This is a genomic window from Pseudomonas sp. ACN5 (genome assembly GCF_002303975.1).
GTDB lineage: Bacteria > Pseudomonadota > Gammaproteobacteria > Pseudomonadales > Pseudomonadaceae > Aquipseudomonas > Aquipseudomonas laurylsulfatiphila.
The window spans coordinates 57,517-75,223 of record NZ_MRCP01000021.1 but is presented as its reverse complement, the minus strand read 5'-3'; the positions used below and the strand labels follow the sequence as shown (position 1 = coordinate 75,223).

The 17,707-nt window shown below is 62.4% G+C and carries 17 protein-coding genes; 4 read left to right on the top strand and 13 right to left on the bottom strand.

The features are described from left to right. Positions 1–3: 3 nt before the first annotated feature. From BSF40_RS28300 to BSF40_RS28290, 3 genes are all read right to left on the bottom strand, one after another. The gene (locus BSF40_RS28300; protein ID WP_095967808.1) at positions 4–1,557 is read right to left on the bottom strand and encodes a BCCT family transporter; all 1,554 of its coding nucleotides are present in this window, start codon (positions 1,555–1,557) and stop codon (positions 4–6) included. A gap of 106 nt (positions 1,558–1,663) precedes the next feature. Then, entirely contained in the window at positions 1,664–2,650 is a 987-nt protein-coding gene (locus BSF40_RS28295; protein WP_095967807.1) for a dipeptidase, read from the bottom strand. Positions 2,651–2,663: 13 nt separating this feature from the next. Continuing rightward, the gene (locus tag BSF40_RS28290; RefSeq protein WP_095967806.1) at positions 2,664–4,106 is read right to left on the bottom strand and encodes an aldehyde dehydrogenase family protein; all 1,443 of its coding nucleotides are present in this window, start codon (positions 4,104–4,106) and stop codon (positions 2,664–2,666) included. A 91-nt stretch (positions 4,107–4,197) separates the two neighbouring features. Here BSF40_RS28290 and BSF40_RS28285 point away from each other — a divergent pair, with 91 nt between their 5' ends. After that, on the top strand, positions 4,198–5,085 hold the full coding sequence (locus tag BSF40_RS28285) for a LysR family transcriptional regulator (RefSeq protein WP_095967805.1): 888 nt from the start codon (positions 4,198–4,200) through the stop codon (positions 5,083–5,085). 2 nt (positions 5,086–5,087) lie between these two features. On the opposite strand, the gene BSF40_RS28280 is transcribed toward BSF40_RS28285, so the two are convergent. From BSF40_RS28280 to BSF40_RS28270, 3 genes are all read right to left on the bottom strand, one after another. Beyond that, positions 5,088–5,726, bottom strand: a complete 639-nt coding sequence (locus BSF40_RS28280) for a metalloregulator ArsR/SmtB family transcription factor (protein ID WP_095967804.1) — start codon at positions 5,724–5,726, stop codon at positions 5,088–5,090. A 25-nt stretch (positions 5,727–5,751) separates the two neighbouring features. Continuing rightward, entirely contained in the window at positions 5,752–6,381 is a 630-nt protein-coding gene (locus BSF40_RS28275; RefSeq protein WP_095967803.1) for a hypothetical protein, read from the bottom strand. A gap of 253 nt (positions 6,382–6,634) precedes the next feature. Then, positions 6,635–7,423 carry an alpha/beta hydrolase gene (locus BSF40_RS28270; RefSeq protein WP_095967802.1) on the bottom strand — a complete coding sequence of 263 codons (789 nt, stop codon included), beginning with the start codon at positions 7,421–7,423 and terminating at the stop codon, positions 6,635–6,637. 129 nt (positions 7,424–7,552) lie between these two features. On the opposite strand from BSF40_RS28270, the gene BSF40_RS28265 reads away from it, so the two are divergent. Beyond that, positions 7,553–8,497: an aldo/keto reductase gene (locus BSF40_RS28265; RefSeq protein ID WP_172435769.1), complete on the top strand. Its 945-nt coding sequence runs from the start codon at positions 7,553–7,555 to the stop codon at positions 8,495–8,497. A gap of 109 nt (positions 8,498–8,606) precedes the next feature. Next, positions 8,607–9,260, top strand: coding sequence for a peroxiredoxin (locus BSF40_RS28260; RefSeq protein ID WP_095967801.1), 654 nt, complete (start codon positions 8,607–8,609; stop codon positions 9,258–9,260). Between the two features lie 138 nt (positions 9,261–9,398). On the opposite strand, the gene yghX is transcribed toward BSF40_RS28260, so the two are convergent. The 6 genes from yghX to BSF40_RS28230 form a co-directional block, all read right to left on the bottom strand. Next, positions 9,399–10,286, bottom strand: coding sequence for a YghX family hydrolase (gene yghX / locus BSF40_RS28255; RefSeq protein ID WP_095967800.1), 888 nt, complete (start codon positions 10,284–10,286; stop codon positions 9,399–9,401). A gap of 149 nt (positions 10,287–10,435) precedes the next feature. Next, entirely contained in the window at positions 10,436–10,837 is a 402-nt protein-coding gene (locus BSF40_RS28250; protein WP_095967799.1) for a heme-binding protein, read from the bottom strand. Positions 10,838–10,856: 19 nt separating this feature from the next. Next, the gene (gene glcF, locus BSF40_RS28245) at positions 10,857–12,074 is read right to left on the bottom strand and encodes a glycolate oxidase subunit GlcF (protein WP_095967798.1); all 1,218 of its coding nucleotides are present in this window, start codon (positions 12,072–12,074) and stop codon (positions 10,857–10,859) included. A 3-nt stretch (positions 12,075–12,077) separates the two neighbouring features. After that, positions 12,078–13,142 carry a glycolate oxidase subunit GlcE gene (gene glcE, locus BSF40_RS28240; RefSeq protein ID WP_095967797.1) on the bottom strand — a complete coding sequence of 355 codons (1,065 nt, stop codon included), beginning with the start codon at positions 13,140–13,142 and terminating at the stop codon, positions 12,078–12,080. After that, a complete protein-coding gene (glcD, locus tag BSF40_RS28235; RefSeq protein WP_095967796.1) occupies positions 13,142–14,641 on the bottom strand; it encodes a glycolate oxidase subunit GlcD in 1,500 nt (499 codons plus the stop codon). Before glcD ends, glcE begins: the two co-directional genes overlap by 1 nt. Positions 14,642–14,855: 214 nt before the next feature. Then, positions 14,856–16,619 (bottom strand): L-lactate permease, encoded by a 1,764-nt coding sequence (locus BSF40_RS28230; protein WP_095967795.1) that lies wholly within the window; start codon positions 16,617–16,619, stop codon positions 14,856–14,858. Positions 16,620–16,799: 180 nt separating this feature from the next. Between BSF40_RS28230 and BSF40_RS28225 the strand changes: the two genes are divergently transcribed. Further along, positions 16,800–17,036 carry a hypothetical protein gene (locus tag BSF40_RS28225; RefSeq protein ID WP_007975246.1) on the top strand — a complete coding sequence of 79 codons (237 nt, stop codon included), beginning with the start codon at positions 16,800–16,802 and terminating at the stop codon, positions 17,034–17,036. Positions 17,037–17,074: 38 nt separating this feature from the next. On the opposite strand, the gene BSF40_RS28220 is transcribed toward BSF40_RS28225, so the two are convergent. Continuing rightward, positions 17,075–17,335, bottom strand: a complete 261-nt coding sequence (locus BSF40_RS28220; RefSeq protein ID WP_095967794.1) for a hypothetical protein — start codon at positions 17,333–17,335, stop codon at positions 17,075–17,077. Between the last annotated feature and the right edge of the window lie 372 nt (positions 17,336–17,707).

The window sequence follows — 17,707 nt, the reverse complement described above, 5'->3', positions numbered from 1 at the left end:
TCATCAGACTGCCTGTTCGCGAGCCATCTGCCGGGCGATGCGCAGTGCATCCCAGAGCGACGGCAGGATCAGCAGTGAAACCGGTACGGCAGTAATCACGATAAAGGATTGCAGCGCCGTGACCCCGCCCGAACCAATGGTGATCAACACCACGGCGGCCAGGCCCATGCCGATCGCCCAGAAGGCCCTCAGCCATGGTTTCGGCTTGTCATTGCTGGACATCGCCATGGCCACGGTGAACGCCATCGCATCGCCGTTGGTGGCCACCGAGATGAAGCTCAGGAACAGGAACAGCGCCGAGATCAGTCCACCCAGAGGCAAGTTCTGGGTGACGCCCAGCAGCAAGTCTTCGGGCTGCGCGCCGTGGGCGGTGACGATACCCGGCGTCTGCAACTCCATGCCGATGCCAGCGCCGCCGACCACGGTGAACCAGAACATGGTCACCAGCGGGGCGATGATCGACAGGGTCATGATCACTTCGCGGATGGTCCGGCCACGGGAAATCTTCGCCACATACAGGGCGACCATCGGCGCGTAGCCAATGAACCAGCCCCAGTAGAACACCGTCCACCAGTCGAGCCATTTCGGATCGGCGCGGAACAGGGTCATCGGAATGAACTGTTCCAGGTGCAAGGCGAACGCCGTGGGAAAACCGCCGAGAATGAAAGCGGTGGGTCCCAGCAGCACCATGAACACCGCCAGGCCGATCATCAGCCAGACGTTGATTTCACTGACGAAACGGATGCCCTTGAGCCCGACCAGGCAGGACGTGGTGTACATCACCGTGACCAGCACGATGGTGATGGACTGCACCACCAGGTCATTGGGAATGCCCCAGACCGAGTGCAATGCACTGCTGATTTGCAGGCCGAGGAAACCGATCGGGCCAATGGTGCCGGCAACGACGGCGATGATCGAGGTGGCGTCCGCCAGCGTGCCGATCGGTCCTTTGAGCGCACGCTCACCGAACAACGGATAGAGCAGGGTGCGCGGTGCCAGTGGCAAGCCTTTGTCGTAGTGCAAATGCATCAGCACGATGGCCAGCAGACTGCCCAGCACGGCCCAGGCCAGGAAGCCCCAGTGCACGAACGATTGCGCGAGCGCTGCGTGTGCGGCGGCATCGCTGTGCGGTTGCACCCCGGCGAACAACGGCGGTGGGCTGGCGAAGTGCATCATCGGTTCCGCTGCCGCCCAGAATGCACCGCCCCCGGCGAGCAGGGCGCACATGATCACGGCGATCCAGTTGAAGGTGCTGGAGTCGGGTCGCTGATCGACGCCGCCCAGCCTGACGCGCCCGCACTTGCTGAAGCAGATGATCAGGCTCATGGCAAAGGTCGCCAGCATCAGGATCTGCCAGTACAACCCGAAGAACTTCGTCGACCAGGCAAAGAGCGTGTTCACCAGCAGCGACACACCATCGATGTCGATCAGTGCCGCGATCAGGAAGGCGCCGAGGAAGCCGCCGCTGATCAAGAACAGCGGCCAGTCGATGTCTTTTTTCGGCGGTGCAAGGTCCAGTGGCTGGACGTCGGCTTGCAGGGAGTCGGATGTTTTCATGATGCCTCCAAAATACGCGCCTGGGGCTGTGCATCGCCGGTCGGGGAGATGAACGGGAGGCTATTGTTGTTATTTTTCATGCTGTCCTCACGGTGTCGATCAAGAGTCAGTTTTGCGCCGTCGTAGCGTTTTCCAGCAGGCGCAACCAGTTGAGTCCCATGATGTTGCGTACCTCATCCTCGGCGAATCCCCGGTCACGCAGGCCCTGGGCGATGACCGGGAAATCCCGGCTGTCGCGGAACCATTGCAACGGTGCCGGCCAGTTGGCGTTGTCCTTTGATCCTTCGCCGTAATCCTTGTCTTTGCTCCAGCGGCCGTTGCGCATCCATTCGAGCACTTGCAGGGGTTGTTGCTGGCACAGGTCGGTGCCGATGCCGATGTGTTCGACGCCCATCAGCTCTGCCGTGCTGGCGACCATGTCGCAGAACGATTCCAGGGTGCAGCCCGACGCACCCTTGAGGTGGAAGGGGTACGTGCTGAAACCCAGCAGGCCGCCGGACTCGGCGATACCGCGCAATACCGCGTTGGACTTGTTGCGTTTGGCCGCGTGGAAACTCGACGGGTTGGCGTGGGAGACGATCACCGGCCGGCTCGACAGCTCGATGGCTTCCAGGGTGCTGCGCTCGGCGCTGTGGGACATGTCGATCAGCATGCCGACGCGGTTCATCTCGCGGATCACCTGGCGGCCGAAACGGCTGATGCCATTGTCTTCGGCCTCGTAGCAACCGCTGGCCAGCAGGCTCTGGTTGTTGTAGGTGAGCTGCATGATCAGCACACCGAGCTGGCGGAAAACCTCCACCAGGCTGATGTCGTCTTCAATCGGTGAGCAGTTCTGGAAACCGAAGAAAATCCCGACGCGGCCTTCCTGATGCGCCAGGCGAATGTCCGAAGCCTCGCGTACCGGACGAATCAGCTCGGGCCAGGTTTCGAAGCGGCGGTTCCACTCGCCGATTCTCGACAGGGTTTCCCGGGCGTTCTCGTGGTAGGCGATGGTGGCGTGCACCGCGCTCAGGCCACCTTCCTGCATCTGGCGAAAGATCGCTTCGTTCCAGTGGGAATATTGCAGGCCATCGATCATCAATAAGTCGTGCATGCTGATCTCCCGTTCAAGGTCGCACGTAGGTGGTCTTGACCACGGTGTAAAACTCGCGGGCGTATTGCCCTTGCTCGCGTGGCCCGAAGCTGGAGGCTTTGCGGCCGCCGAACGGCACGTGGTAGTCGGTGCCGGCGGTGGGCAGGTTGACCATGACGCAACCGGTGCGGGCCCGGCGCTTGAAGTCGCTGGCATAACGCAGTGACTGGGTGATGATCCCGGCGGTGAGGCCGTATTCGGTGTCGTTCAACACGGCGAGGGCTTCTTCGTAATCGCTGACCCGGATCACACAGGCAATCGGTCCGAAGACTTCCTCGCGGTTGATGCGCATGTTGTTGTGACTGTTGATGAACAGAGCGGGGCGCATGTAGTGCCCGGCCGGTTGCAGGTTGAGCAATTGGCCGCCCTCGACCAGGGTCGCGCCTTCGTCTTCGGCCAGTTGCAGGTAATGGAGGTTCTGTTCCAGTTGTCGGGCTTCAGCCACCGGGCCGATCTGCGTGCCTTGTTGCAGGGCATGACCGACCTTCAGTTGACGCATGCGCGCCACCAGCGCTTCGACGAAACGGTCATGGATGCCGTCGCAGACGATCAATCGCGAAGAGGCCGTGCACTTTTGCCCGGTGCCGAAGAAGGCGCCGTTCAACGCGCATTCCACGGCGATGTCGAGGTCGGCGTCATCGAGCACCACCAAGGCGTTCTTGCTGCCCATTTCCAGTTGGCAACGCACCAGATTACTGGCGGTGGCGACCGCGACGCGGCGACCGGTCTGCAGGGAACCGGTGAAGGTCAACGCGTCGATGTCGGCGGACTGGATCAGGCTTTCGCCGACCACGGCGCCACTGCCCATGACCAGGTTGAAGGTGCCGGCGGGCAAGGCCTGGCGGCTGATGATTTCAGTCAGGGCCCAGGCGCTGGCCGGCACCAGGTTGGCCGGTTTGAACACCACGGCGTTGCCGAAGGCCAGGGCCGGGGCAATCTTCCATGCGGCGGTGGCCATGGGGAAATTCCACGGCGTGATGATGCCGACCACGCCCACCGGTTCACGCTGGACTTCGATCTCGATGCCGGGGCGTACCGAAGCGGCTGTCTCACCCATCTGGCGCAGCACTTCAGCGGCGTAGTAATGGAAGAACTGCGCGGAGCGATTGACCTCGCCGATGCCCTCGGCCAGCGGCTTGCCTTCTTCCCGGGAGAGCAGTTCGCCGAGTTCTTCCTTGCGCGCCATCAACTCGTTGCCGATGGCCATCAACACCTGCTGGCGCTGTTCCAGGCCGCTGGCAGCCCATTGCGGCTGGGCGTCGCGCGCAGCGGCGATGGCATCCAGCGTCTGTTCGCTGCTGGCCTGATGGTAATGGCCAATGAGGTCTTGAACATCCGAAGGGCTGTGGTTGGCGATGACGCCTTGGCCTTCGCACCAGTTACCGCCGATGTAGTTTTTGCAGGGTTGCAGTGCCATGGGAACCTCCGATTGCGTTGGCCCCATCTTGAGAGTATTACTCTGCAAATAAAAATTAATAATAAATATGAAGCGATAAGGAAAACTAACCGTGTTGCCTGAGCTGAAGATCACCCAACTGCGCTATTTCGTCCTGGTTGCCCAGCTGAAAAGCTTTCACGGCGCGGCAAGGCAGGCCTATCGCACGCAACCGGCGTTGTCCCTGGCCGTACGCGAGTTGGAGCAGAAGCTCGGCCAGCCATTATTCGAAAAGGGCGGTAAAACCGAACTGACGCCATTCGGCGAGCACTGCTTGCCGCTGTTCCAGGATTTGCTGGCGCATCACGACCGCATCGCCCGCGAAGTCAGCTTGCTGGCGCGGCATGAAATCGGTCAGGTGAGCATCGCGACGGTGCCGTCGGTGGCCAGTCGATTGCTGCCGCATCTGCTCGCACGGTTTGTCAGCGAGCACCCGAAAATGCAGATCAGCATGCAGGATGGCAATGCCGACAGCGTGCAGCAGTTGTTGGTCCAGGGGCAGGTGGATTTTGCGATCAGCAGCGTGTGGACGGCGGACGAAAACATTGAGTTCGTGCCGATCCTGAGTGATCGGGTGGGCGTGGTCTGCCGCCACGATCATCCATTGGTGGCGAACGGCGAGGCTTTGCATTGGTCGAGCCTGCAAGCCTATCCCCTGGTGCGCAATGGCACCTCGCGCTTGCTCGCAGGCACGGACGCGGCGGGGTTGCTGGACAGCAGTCTGCTGTTTGTCTCCAACATGATTTCGCTGATCGCGATGCTGGAAGAGGGCATCGGCATCACGACGCTGCCGTCCCTGGCGTTCCCGCAGGGCAACGAGAAACTGGTGTTCCTGCCACTGTCCGAACCACGGGTGGAACGCCAGATCGGCATCCTGTGCCGCAAGGGGCACAGCCTGTCGCCGGCGGCAGCCGAGTTGATGGGGTTTCTCAAAGCGAACATGCAGATGATCGATCTGTAAGGTCAGTCTCCGAGTGGCGGCTCCGGGCTCTCTGTCGGTCGCAGCCTGAAGCGACAGACATGCCCGCCACGCACCATGCACTCGCTGTGCTCGACTTCACCGCCGCCCAGCGCGCCGATCAAGGCCAGGTCCAGTTCGCAGACCACCGGGTGCTCGGCGGCCAGGCGATGGAACACGCAGTTATGCGCGACGATTTCCGGCGTGTCGCCTGAGCGAAAAAACACCTCGGCTTCGTAGCCCGCCTGGTTCATGTGCTGGACGATCCTGGTTTCGTCCACGACCTGTTGTTCACGGTCCAGCGCCAGTTTGCGCCCCATGCTGCGCATCAGCGAGGCCAGGGCTTCGGGGCCAATGATGGTGGCGACTTCATCGATCAGGACGCTGGCCAGTAGCTGATAGTGGCGAGGGAATTGCTCCCGTGCGTGGTCGGTGAGCCGGTACAGCTGCTCCGGACGACGCCCCGTCGGGCGGGTGTCGCCGCGCAGCACCAGGCCGTCACGCTCCAGCGCCGCCAGGTGTTGGCGGATCGCCGTGCGCGTAACGGCCAAGTGTTCAGCCAACTCGTCAATGCTCATGCCGCCGGCATGGTGCAGCAGCGCATTGAGCAGGTCTTGCTGTGTTCGGCCCAGTCCTTCCAGCATGGGATACCCTCGCGCGATATCAGAATCAGAACTTGTCCGGGAATTGCTTGACCAGCGCACCGGTCAACGCATCGGCCAGGGCCAGGATGTGCGTGCGCATCATCGCCCAGGTACGGGCTTCGCCGGCGTAATCGTGCGCGGCAAACTCATCGATCTGGGCAATGTGGTGACCGCCATGGGCGGACAACATCGTCACCAGTGTCGCCTCAGGCAGGTTGGGGTTCGCCGTGGCCAGGAACGCCGCAATCGCCTTGGCATTGCTGGTCAGTTCGGTGACGGCGGCCTGTTTGCCCTTGGTGTCCTTGGCCACCGTGGCATCGCTGTAGTGTTTCACCGCGCCCCAATGGCCGGCAAGCAGCTTGAGCAATTGATCCGCCGCCGGTTGGCCGTAGAGCGGGGCGATGCTGTTGGCGATTTTCGTGGCGTTGTCGACCACCTGATCGGCCGCGACTTTGGCTTGTTTCTGGTCGGCGGATTGATTGGCCAGTGCGTAGTTTCTGATCCAGAAAATGTGCTCGACCCAAAGGTCACGCTCGGCCAGGCGCGTGGTCAGCGCGGGGCTGTCGGCAGCGGCGGGTGAGGCAGCAGGCGTCTGGCTCCAGACCGGTTGCGCACAGAAAGCCAGCAGGAGCAAAGCCAGGGTTTTGATATTCATGACGGCACCCTCTGTGAGTGGGAACGTTCGACAATATCAATATAGGCATAAAAATATGTTTTTATTGGCCGAAGGCAAAATCTCGGACCAATGGTCACGACTGAAGGGCTTTCTGTGGTGAGGGGGCTTGCCCCCGCTGGCCTGCGCAGCAGGCCCTGCTTTTCAGATGAAGAGCTGGGGTCGCTTCGCAACCCAGCGGGAGCAAGCTCCCTCGCCACAGATCACAGATCACAGGTATGTTCCACCTTGCTTGCTACAACCCATCCCCCAGCGCCTTCAAGTATTCAGGGCTTTCGCTGATCGAGTTATGCCCCGTCCCCGGTATCACCTGCAGTGACGCCACGCCTTTGGCGAAGTGCGTGTACAACTGCTCGGTGCTCGAACGCGGAATCACTTCATCATGCTCGGCCGCTATCAAGACCGTCGGCACCGTGATGCGGGCGGCGTACTGCCAGGACGGGTATTTGTCCTTCAGCAACCAGCGCACCGGAAACCAGCGGAACTGACGAGCGGCCAGCCCCTCGAGGCTGTTGTAGGGCGTGATCAGCACCAGGCGCGCCGCCGGGCGCTGGCTGGCAAGGCGCACGGCGACACCCGAGCCCAGGCTGCGTCCGACCACCGCCACATGCGAGTGGCTGGCATACACCTGGTCGAACAAGGTCAAGGCGTCGCGGGCGATGGCCTCTTCGGAAGGCGAGCCGGAACTGCCGCCAAAGCCTCGGTAATGCAGCAGATACAGCGCGTAATCAGGGAACGCCTGAGTGAACCCGGGTAAGTTGCGCGAGACGTCTTCGGCGTTGCCGCCAAAGTAGATCAGCGCATTCGGGCCTTCGTGAGGCCGGATGGACACCAGCACCCGTGCGTCGGCGACCGGCAGGGTGAGCAGCGTCCCGGCAGCGCCGATGGCGCGCGGTTGCGGGTAATAGATCAGCGATCGCTGAAACACGAACAACGCCAAGCACAGCGTCAGGTACAACGCAGCGACGATGACAACGAGTAACACCAGGGTGCGCGACATTCGACTAACGTTAGTGGGCGGCATTGATGGCTCGGGGTTGGAAAGTGGCTGACGCCGCAGGGCCTTGTGAGTGTAGTCAATCGACCCTGGGCGCGGGTTATCCGCCGTGTTGGTGCAACAGGCCGAACCCGAACGACTGGTGAGAAACGTTTTATGAGCCATCCTGAGGGTTACACCCGTAGAGCAATACTCACGCTGGCTGCCGGCGCTTCGGCGGTCTTCACGTTCGGTCCGGCGAGTGCGCAACCCGCGCCGTCGACGGGAACAGGAGGCAAGACCATGCAGACTCGCGCCATTCCTTCCAGCAACGAGTCCTTGCCGATCGTAGGCTTGGGCACTTATCGCGGATTCGACGTCGAGCCTTCGCAACCGGCCTACAAGGACTTGCCCGCGGTACTGGATGCGTTGTTCGACAAGGGTGGCAAGCTGATCGACAGCTCGCCGATGTACGGTCGCGCCGAACAGACCACCGGCGAATTGCTGTCGATCCATGAGCCGCGCTCGCCGGCGTTCCTGGCCACCAAGGTGTGGACCCGCGGGCGCGAGGAAGGCATCGCGCAGATGGAGCAATCCTTCGCCCTGTTGCAGACCGACCGGATCGACCTGATGCAGATCCACAACCTGCTGGACTGGCAGACGCACTTGCCGACCCTGCGCCACTGGAAAGAACAGGGGCGCATCCGCTACATCGGCATCACCCATTACACGGCGTCGGCCTACGACGAAGTGGAAGCGGTACTCAAGGCCGAGCCTGTGGATTTCCTGCAGATCAACTACGCCCTGGATGATCGCGGCGCCGAGAAACGCTTGCTGCCGTTGTGCCGTGAACGGGGCGTGGCGGTGATCTGCAATCGGCCGTTCGGCGGTGGCGGCCTGCTGGCCAGACTGAAAGACAAACCGCTGCCAGGCTGGGCGGCGCAAGTCGGGGTCAAGAGCTGGCCGCAACTGGCACTGAAGTTCCTGTTGTCGCATTCGGCGGTGACCTGCGTGATTCCGGGCACCGGCAACCCGCGCTATATGGCGGAAAATACCCGGGCCGGATTCGGCCCGATGCTGACCGATGCCCAGCGTCAGCAGCTGATTGCGTTGGTGGACTAGCGCAGCCGGCGAGTTGCGCAACCTCTCCTATACTGTCCGCGTCCATGCCGTTGAAAGCGCATTCGTTGCCCTGACGGCGTCCCTGTCCATCATTGCAAGGAGATCGAACATGGCTATCCGCATTGGCGACGAAGCACCGGATTTCACCGCCGAAACCACCGAAGGCACACTCAACTTTCACCAATGGATCGGCGACGGGTGGGCCATCCTGTTTTCCCACCCCAAGGATTTCACCCCGGTGTGCACCACTGAACTGGGCTACCTGGCCAAACTCAAGCCCGAATTCGACAAGCGCAACACCAAGGTCATCGGCCTCAGCGTCGACCCGGTCAGCGACCACAACCGTTGGGTCGGCGACATCGCCGAGACTCAGGGCTGCGCCGTCAACTACCCGCTGATCGGCGATGAAAACCTGGTGGTGGCCAAGCTTTACGACATGATCCACCCCAATGCCAGCGGCGGCGCGCGCACGGCGGTGGACAACGCCACGGTGCGCTCGGTGTTCATCGTCGGCCCGGACAAGAAGGTCAAGGCCATGCTGATCTACCCGATGAGCGCCGGGCGCAATTTCGATGAAGTGCTGCGTTTGCTCGACTCTCTGCAACTGAATGCCAAGCACACCGTTGCCACGCCGGTGAACTGGCGGCCGGGCGAGGATGTGATCATCCCGACTTCGGTGTCTGATGACGATGCGAAGAAGAAATACCCGGATGGCTTCAAGACACTGAAGCCGTATCTGCGGACGGTGGCTCAGCCGAAATAATCTCGGCAGCCCTGAAACCGCCTTCGCGAGCAAGCCCGCTCCCACAGGTTCCTGAGTCGTTCACCGATATGTGCTTCGACTCGGACCCTGTGGGAGCGGGCTTGCCCGCGAAGAGGCCGGTACTGCTGGCCGAGTACTTCAAACCAGATACTTTCTAAACCACCCCAACGTCCGCTCCCACGCCAGCTTGGCCGCCGCCTCGTCATAACGCGGCGTCGAGTCGTTGTGGAAGCCATGATTGCAGCCCGGATAAATGTAGGCCTCATAGGTCTTGCCCCCGGCCTTCAACGCTTTCTCATAGGCCGGCCAGCCTTCGTTGATCCGCGTATCCAGTTCGCCGTAGTGCAGCATCACCGGTGCCTTGATCCGGGGCACTTCCTCGGCCGTTGGCTGACGACCATAAAACGACACGGCGGCGCCCAGTTCCGGATAGGCCACGGCGGCGGCGTTGGTCACGCCACCGCCGTAGCAGAACCCGGTGATGCCGACTTTTCCAGTGGCGGCAGGGTGTTTCATCATCCACTCGACGGCGGCGAAAAAGTCGTTCATCAGCTTTTGCGGGTCGACCGTGGCCTGAAGCTCGCGGCCCTTGTCGTCATTGCCGGGATAACCGCCGACCGAGGTCAGGCCGTCCGGGGCCAGGGCGATGAAACCGGCCTTGGCCACACGCCGGGCCACGTCTTCGATGTAGGGGTTGAGCCCGCGGTTTTCATGCACGACCACCACCGCCGGCACCTTGCCGGTGGCCTTGGCCGGACGCACCAGATAAGCCCGTACCTGGCCGTTACCCTTGGGCGAAGGGTAGGTGACGTACTCGGCAATGATGTCCGGGTCGGTGAACTCGACTTGCTCGGCCAGCGCGTAGTTGGGGCTTAGTGCAGCGAGCAGGGCACCGGCGGTCATGCTGCCGAAGGTGAACAACGCCGCGCGGTCGAGAAACTCCCGGCGGTTGATCTGGCCGTGGGCGTAGTAGTCGTAGAGTTCCAGCAGTTCCGGGGAAAAGTCTTTGGCTGTCAGACGGCTCATCGGTGCAACTCCTCACAGAAGGTTGAACACGGCCCCTGTGGGAGCGGGCTTGCTCGCGAAAGCGGTGTGTCAGATACATGGATGTTGGATGTACCACCGCATTCGCGAGCAAGCCCGCTCCCACAGGGATCCAGGGTGATGCCAAAATCTCATTTCACGCATTGCGCCCCAGCCTTCGCTATTTGCGCATCTTGCTCAGGCTTGACGCCCGACACCCCGACGGCCCCAATCACCTGGCCATCGAAAACAATCGGCACGCCACCCTCGAGCGAAGTCAGCAGTGGTGCTGACAGAAAAGCGTAGCGCCCACCATTGACCATGTCCTCATAGCTTTTCGATTCCCGCCGCCCGAGGGCTGAGGTGCGGGCCTTTTCGGTGGCGATATAGGCACTGCTTGGTGCGCAACCGTCGAGGCGTTCGAGGGCCAGCGGGTGACCGCCGTCATCGACCACCACTATGGTCACCGCCCATTGATTGGCCTGTGCTTCGGCACGGGCGGCGGCAAGGATCTGCTGGACTTCGGTCTGGCTCAGCACGGCTTTGCGGTTCATGGGCATCTCCGGGATTCGGTTAAGGCAGGGCGGCTTCGACCAGTTCGATCCAGTGCCGCACCGGGGTCCGGCCCGCGCCGTCGAGGTGCGACTGGCAGCCGATGTTGGCCGTGACGATGACCTCGGGATGGCCGCTTTCCAGGGCATTGAGCTTGTTGTCGCGCAGTTGTCGCGACAGCTCGGGCTGGGTCAGTGAATAGGTGCCCGCCGAACCGCAACACAGGTGTCCGTCGGGCACGGACGTTAGATTGAAACCGAGTCCGCTCAGCAGCGCTTCCACGGCACCGCCGAGTTTCTGCCCGTGCTGCAAGGTGCAGGGGCAATGGAAGGCCAGGCGCTGCGAGGCGTGGATCCCGAGTTTTTCCAACGGCTCGTCGCGCAACACCTCCACCAGGTCCCGGGCCAGTTCGCTGACCTTTTTCGCCTTGTCGGCATAGGCCGGGTCGCTGGCGAGCAGATGGCCGTAGTCCTTGATGAAGGCGCCGCAACCGCTGGCGGTCTGCACAATTGCCTCGGCGCCTTTTTCGATGCCCGGCCACCACGCGTCGATGTTGCGCCGGGCGCGATCGAGACCGGCGGCCTGGGCGTCCAGGTGGTAGTCCACGGCACCGCAGCACCCGGCTTCGCGGGTCGCGATGACGCTGATTCCCAACCGGTCCAGCACCCGCGCCGCCGCGGCATTGGTGTTGGGTGACAGGGCGGGTTGCACGCAGCCTTCGAGCATCAGCACCTGACGTTCGCGCAGGGTCATGGGGCGCGGCTTGGCCGGCGGCGCATGGCGCGGCAATTTGCTTTGCAGGGTATCGGGCAGCAGTGCGCGGAACACCTGGCCGCCACTGACCAGGCTCTTGAACAGGTCCGGATGCGGCACGGTCTGGCGCAACCCCTCGCGCAACAGGCGCTGCCCGAGCGGGCGCGGCACCGCCGCATCGACCACGGCGCGACCGATGTCCAGCAGATTGTGGTAATCGACGCCCGACGGGCAGGTGGTTTCACAGTTGCGGCACGACAGGCAGCGATCCAGGTGTTGCTGGGTCTTTTGCGTGACGTCGTTGCCTTCCAGCACTTGCTTGATCAGGTAGATGCGGCCCCGCGGTCCGTCCAGTTCATCGCCGAGCAATTGATAGGTCGGGCAGGTGGCATTGCAGAAGCCGCAGTGCACGCAGGTGCGCAGGATGCTTTCGGCTTCTGCGGCGCGGGGCAGATGGCGGGCGCTTTCACTCAGGGTCGTCTGCATGGTTCAAAGCTCCGCGTACAGGCGTCCGGGGTTGAAGATGCCCCGTGGATCGAGTTGTTGTTTCAGGTTGCGGTGATAGCGCATCAGGGCCGGGGGCAGCGGCTGGAAAGGGGTGTCGGTCAGGCCGTGGCTGAAGCAGGTGACGTGGCCGCCGACTTCGTCGACGACCTGGCGGATGAACGCCGCCTCGGCATCGGATTTCAACCAGCGCTGGGCGCCACCCCAGTCGATCAACTGGCGCCCCGGCAGCGACAGGCGCGGTGTGTTGTGCGGCAGTGACAGGCGCCAGAGCGGCTGGTCTTCATCGAAGAAGCTCAAGCGCTGTTCGTTGAGATCTTCCCAGTACGAAGCGTCCAGCCGTTCGCCACCGAGGCGCTCGTGGGCCGCCGCCACCGAGCCTTCACCGCCCTCGAGCCGCAGGTGCAGGCGTGTACCGTCGTGACAGGCTGCGCTGATCGGCAACGGTTGCTGGCCCCACTCCGCCAGGCGCAGCAAGGCGCGTTCAGGGTCCATTTCCAGGCTGATGCTCAGGACTGTCCGGGGTTTTGGCAGCACTTTGAGCGAGACTTCGGTGATCAGCCCGAGGCAGCCGTAACTGCCGGTCATCAGGCGTGACAGGTCGTAGCCGGCGACGTTTTTCATCACCTCGCCACCGAAGCGCAACAGTTTGCCTTGCCCGGTGATGACCCGCGTGCCGAGGACGAAATCGCGCACCGAGCCGGACCACGGGCGCCGCGGGCCGGACAGTCCGCAGGCGATCATGCCGCCGACCGTGGCGCCGTCGCCAAAGGACGGCGGCTCGCAAGGCAGCATCTGTTGCGCGGCGTCCAGCGCCTGCGCCAGCGCCGACAGCGGCGTGCCGCAACGGGCGGTGACCACCAGTTCGGTCGGGTCGTAACTGACGATGCCCCGGTGCGCACGGGTATCGAGAATTTCCCCGGCCGTGGTGCGGCCAAGAAAACCTTTGCTGTTGGAACCCTGGATGCGCAACGGCGTAGCGTTTTCCAGCGCCTGATTGACCTGTTCCAGGAGCAGTTGGCTGTCATCGAAGTCTGCAGGGCCGCGCATCAGAAACGCTCCAGCTCGGGGAAGGGCAATTGACCGCGATGTATGTGCATGGCACCGAATTCGGCGCAGCGGTGCAGGGTCGGAATGTTCTTGCCGGGGTTGAGCAGGCCGCTGGGGTCGAAGGCGGCTTTGATGGCATGGAACAGGGTCAGCTCATCGCTGTTGAACTGCGCGCACATCTGGTTGATCTTCTCGCGGCCCACACCGTGCTCACCGGTGATGCTGCCGCCGACCTTCACGCACAGCTCCAGAATCTTGCCGCCCAGGTTTTCCGCGCGCTCCAGTTCACCGGGTTGATTGGCGTCGAACAGGATCAACGGATGCATGTTGCCGTCACCGGCGTGGAATACGTTGGCCACCCGCAGGCCGTATTCGTTCGAGAGTTCGGCGATGGCGTGCAGCACACCGGGCAGTTCGCGACGGGGGATGGTGCCGTCCATGCAGTAGTAATCCGGCGAGAGGCGGCCCACTGCCGGGAAGGCGTTCTTGCGCCCGGCCCAGAAACGTACGCGCTCGGCTTCGTCCTTCGCCTGGCGCACCTCGGTCGCACCGGCCTGTTGCAGGACCTGGCGCACCCGGTCGCAGTCATCCGAGACATCGGCTTCAACACCATCGAGCTCGCACAGCAGAATGGCCTGGGCCTCCACCGGGTAACCGGCGTGGATGAAGTCCTCGGCAGCGCGGATGGCCAGGTTGTCCATCATTTCCAGGCCGCCGGGGATGATGCCGGCGGCAATGATGTCGCCGACGGCGCGCCCGGCTTTTTCCACGGAGTCGAACGCCGCCAGCAATACCTTGGCGGTCTGCGGTTTGGGCAGCAGCTTGACCGTGACCTCGGTGATCACCCCGAGCAGGCCTTCGGAGCCGGTGAACAGTGCCAGCAGATCGAAACCGGGGGCGTCGAGGGCGTTGGAGCCCAGGCTCAAATGCTCGCCGTCGACCGTGAGAATGTCGACCTTGAGCACGTTGTGCACGGTCAGGCCGTACTTCAGGCAATGCACGCCACCGGCATTTTCCGCGACGTTGCCGCCGATGGAACAGGCAATTTGCGAGGACGGATCCGGCGCGTAATACAGGCCGAACGGTGCCGCCGCCTGGGAAATCGCCAGATTGCGCACGCCCGGCTGAACCCGCGCGGTACGGGCGGCGGGGTCGATGCCCAGGATGTTGTTGAAGCGCGCCATCACCAGCAACACGCCTTTCTCAAGGGGCAGCGCACCGCCGGACAAACCGGTGCCGGCGCCACGGGCGACGACGGGGACGTGCAGCTCATGACAGACGCGCAGTATCCCTTGCACTTCGTCGATGTGCCGGGGCAGCACCACCAGCATCGGCGTGGTGCGATAGGCCGACAGTCCGTCGCATTCGTAGGGCCTGAGTTCCTCCTGCTGATGCAGGATTTCCAGGCCCGGCAAGCGGCTCTGCAGGGCCTGCAACAGTGCCTGTCTGTCGACGTCGGGCAAGGCGCCGTCAACGCGTTCATCGTAGAGAATGTTCATGGGATCACGATTCTCGCTGGAGACCTGCGACCTTTATCATTGGCCTGATACGGCCGGCTGTCCATGGGATGTTTGTCCGCACGACGGACCATTCATTCAATAAAAAACCCTTGCCCATGTGGGAGCGGGCTTGCTCGCGAAGAGGGAGTGTCAGTCGATGACATTGCCGTCTGACACACCGCCTTCGCGAGCAAGCCCGCTCCCACAGTTCGATTCAATGCCCGCCCACCACCATATGGCTGAACGGCGCGACGTAGGCCTGCAACGTCACCAGCCCGCCGACCAGAATCGCCAGCACAATCGAGTGGAAGAACACGTAGCGCAGGATTTCCCCTTCATGGCCGTACCAGCGGGTGGCGGTGGAGGCGACCACGATCGACTGGGCGTCGACCATCTTGCCCATGACCCCACCGGAACTGTTGGCGGCGGCCATCAACACCGGGCTGATGCCCAGTTGCTCGGACGTCACCCGTTGCAGGCCGCCGAACAGCACGTTGGACGCGGTGTCCGAGCCGGTCAACGCCACGCCGAGCCAGCCGAGCAGGGTGCCGAACATCGGGTAGAAAATGCCCGTCGCGGCGAAGGCCAGGCCCATGGTCGCATCCAGGCCCGAGTAGCGCGTGAGAAAGCCCAGGGCGAGCATCGCCACAATGGTGATCAGCGAGTAACGCACTACCCACAAAGTGCGCAGGTACTGGTGAATCAGTTGCGGGATCGAGTACCCCATCAGCAAGCCGCCGACAATCGCCGCCAGCAGAATGCCGCTGCCAGTGGCGGTGAACCAGGTGAACTTGTACACCGCCTCCTCGGTTTTCGGCGCGGCTACCACGGGCGGGACTTTCTCGATCTGCAAGTGCAGGGTGGTGAAGGTCACGACCGGCGCAAACAGCGGGTTGGCCTCGCGCATCGGCTTGCCTTGCGGATCGAGCTTGGCGGCACTGGTTTGCGGATCGATGGCAGGGCGGGTGTCGAAGGTGCTCTTGAAGCCTTGGGTGCCCCAGATGAACACGAAGACCGTGAGGATGATCCACGGCATCCAGGCCCGCATCACCGCCGGTTTCGCCTCGTTGGCGAAGGTTGCGCTCGGTACGGGCTTTTCGTCGTGCTCGGCGTCGATCTTCGAGTTGTCGACCCGGCCGGACAGGGCGGCGGAGGTGTGCACGGTGGCCGGTTTCCAGACCTTGAGGAAACCGGTCAGGCAGGCCATGGAAATCAGCGCGGCGATCACATCCACCAGCATGGGCCCGTGATAGTTCGACACGAGGAACTGCGGAATGGCAAAACTGACCCCGGCCACCAGGATCGCCGGCCAGATCTCCAGCATCTTGCGCCAGCCGGCGAAGGCCCAGATCAGCCAGAACGGCACCAGCACCGAGAAGAAGGGCAACTGCCGCCCGACCATCATCGACAGCTCCATCTCATCCAGCCCCGTGACCTTGGCCAGGGTGATGATCGGCGTGCCGAGGGCGCCGAATGCCACCGGCGCGGTGTTGGCGATCAGCGCCAGTCCCGAGGCGGCAAGCGGCGAAAAGCCGAGTCCGATGAGAATCGCCCCGGTCACTGCCACCGGCGTACCGAAACCGGCCGCGCCTTCGAAAAACGCACCGAAGCAGAAAGCGATCAGGAGCAATTGCAGGCGCCGGTCATCGGTGATGCGCGCCAGGGAGTCTTGCAGCACCTTGAACGAACCGTTCTCGGTGGTCAGGCGGTGCAGGAAGATGATGTTCAACACGATCCAGCCAATCGGCAGCAAACCGTTGGCTGCACCGAACAGCGCCGCGGAACCGGCCATGTCCGCCGGCATGCCGAAGGCGAAGATCGAGATCAGCAAGGCCGAGACCAGGGCGAGCAGCGCCGCCAGGTGCGCCTTGATATGGAAAAACGCGAGGGAGGCCAGCATCACCACCACCGGCACAGCCGCCATGAGCGTTGAAAGCACCGGGTTACCGAACGGATCGTAGACTTGCTGCCAGACCATGTTCCACCTCTGCTTTTTATTGTTGGACGTGCAGATCCCCTGGAGGGGAGGTGGCCTTCAGTATAGGAGGCATTGCGCCGCTGTCAGGGCCGGCCTTCGGTCCTGCCAATCGGCGAACTCCAGAGGGCTGAGCTAGCATGGCCAGTAGGGTTTGAATCCAGTCAGGGGAGCAATGCAGTCATGACCGAGCGCCATATAGAGCACAAGGAGACGTTATCGAACGGATGCAAAATCAAAGTCACAGCCGAGATATTGAAAGACGGTTCGTTGGGCATGTTTATCGGTGTCTACAAGCCGGACGGCTCGGTCATCGACGAAAATCACGACCCACGGCCGCACATGCTGGACATGGAGGCGGCGATGGATTGGGGAATCGATATTGCGAGGGGGACTGGCAATAGCCAGCGAACGTTGTGAGCGGTTTGCATCCGTGCCCGGGTGACCCGCGGTCGCCGTCAGAACCCGAACGAACGGACCGAGGCTTTTGCCAGCTCGACATCCAGCAGATGCTCGGCCAGCACGTCATTCAAAAAGCGGAACTGATCATTGAGACCGACCACTTCGTTACTGAAGTGATGATCGGCTGAAGGGATCAACAGCGCTTCGAACTTCTCGTCGAACAGCAGAGTCAACTCTTTACGTGATTCGAATTTCTGCGCGTAGAAATTGTTGCCGAACAGCGGAAAACGCACGGCGAGGGAGACGGTGTGCATCATGATGTTTGCTCCTCGCTCAGGACGTACCAGGCAAACACACTCAATGTGAACGCCGTCAGGGCCAGGCAGGTCAGCAGATGGATCAGCATGAGGTTTCCCTCCGATTCGGGATTTCGTGTTGGCTTGGGATCGATCCTACGCTGACGGCGTTCAAGCGGAAGGCAATTGCGGCGATGGTGAATATCGACGCCAGTGATGGTGGTTTTTGTGCTGTCTGCTCTGGCCCCTTCGCGGGCAAGCCCGCTCCCACAATGTTTTGTGCTTGCCACATGATCCGGGCACGACACGCAACCTGTGGGAGCGGGCTTGCCCGCGAAGAGGCCCTCAAAAGTGCCGCCGGTTGTCGGCCATGCACATGCCGCGACCTATACT

Bases quoted from the DNA above. Each gene is read 5' to 3' on its own strand.
- BSF40_RS28300 (WP_095967808.1), bottom strand. From the start codon at position 1,557: ATGAAAACATCCGACTCCCTGCAAGCCGACGTCCAGCCACTGGACCTT.
- BSF40_RS28295 (WP_095967807.1), bottom strand. From the start codon at position 2,650: ATGCACGACTTATTGATGATCGATGGCCTGCAATATTCCCACTGGAAC.
- BSF40_RS28290 (WP_095967806.1), bottom strand. From the start codon at position 4,106: ATGGCACTGCAACCCTGCAAAAACTACATCGGCGGTAACTGGTGCGAA.
- BSF40_RS28280 (WP_095967804.1), bottom strand. From the start codon at position 5,726: ATGCTGGAAGGACTGGGCCGAACACAGCAAGACCTGCTCAATGCGCTG.
- BSF40_RS28275 (WP_095967803.1), bottom strand. From the start codon at position 6,381: ATGAATATCAAAACCCTGGCTTTGCTCCTGCTGGCTTTCTGTGCGCAA.
- BSF40_RS28270 (WP_095967802.1), bottom strand. From the start codon at position 7,423: ATGCCGCCCACTAACGTTAGTCGAATGTCGCGCACCCTGGTGTTACTC.
- BSF40_RS28265 (WP_172435769.1), top strand. From the start codon at position 7,553: ATGAGCCATCCTGAGGGTTACACCCGTAGAGCAATACTCACGCTGGCT.
- BSF40_RS28260 (WP_095967801.1), top strand. From the start codon at position 8,607: ATGGCTATCCGCATTGGCGACGAAGCACCGGATTTCACCGCCGAAACC.
- yghX (WP_095967800.1), bottom strand. From the start codon at position 10,286: ATGAGCCGTCTGACAGCCAAAGACTTTTCCCCGGAACTGCTGGAACTC.
- BSF40_RS28250 (WP_095967799.1), bottom strand. From the start codon at position 10,837: ATGAACCGCAAAGCCGTGCTGAGCCAGACCGAAGTCCAGCAGATCCTT.
- glcF (WP_095967798.1), bottom strand. From the start codon at position 12,074: ATGCAGACGACCCTGAGTGAAAGCGCCCGCCATCTGCCCCGCGCCGCA.
- glcE (WP_095967797.1), bottom strand. From the start codon at position 13,142: ATGCGCGGCCCTGCAGACTTCGATGACAGCCAACTGCTCCTGGAACAG.
- glcD (WP_095967796.1), bottom strand. From the start codon at position 14,641: ATGAACATTCTCTACGATGAACGCGTTGACGGCGCCTTGCCCGACGTC.
- BSF40_RS28230 (WP_095967795.1), bottom strand. From the start codon at position 16,619: ATGGTCTGGCAGCAAGTCTACGATCCGTTCGGTAACCCGGTGCTTTCA.
- BSF40_RS28225 (WP_007975246.1), top strand. From the start codon at position 16,800: ATGACCGAGCGCCATATAGAGCACAAGGAGACGTTATCGAACGGATGC.
- BSF40_RS28220 (WP_095967794.1), bottom strand. From the start codon at position 17,335: ATGATGCACACCGTCTCCCTCGCCGTGCGTTTTCCGCTGTTCGGCAAC.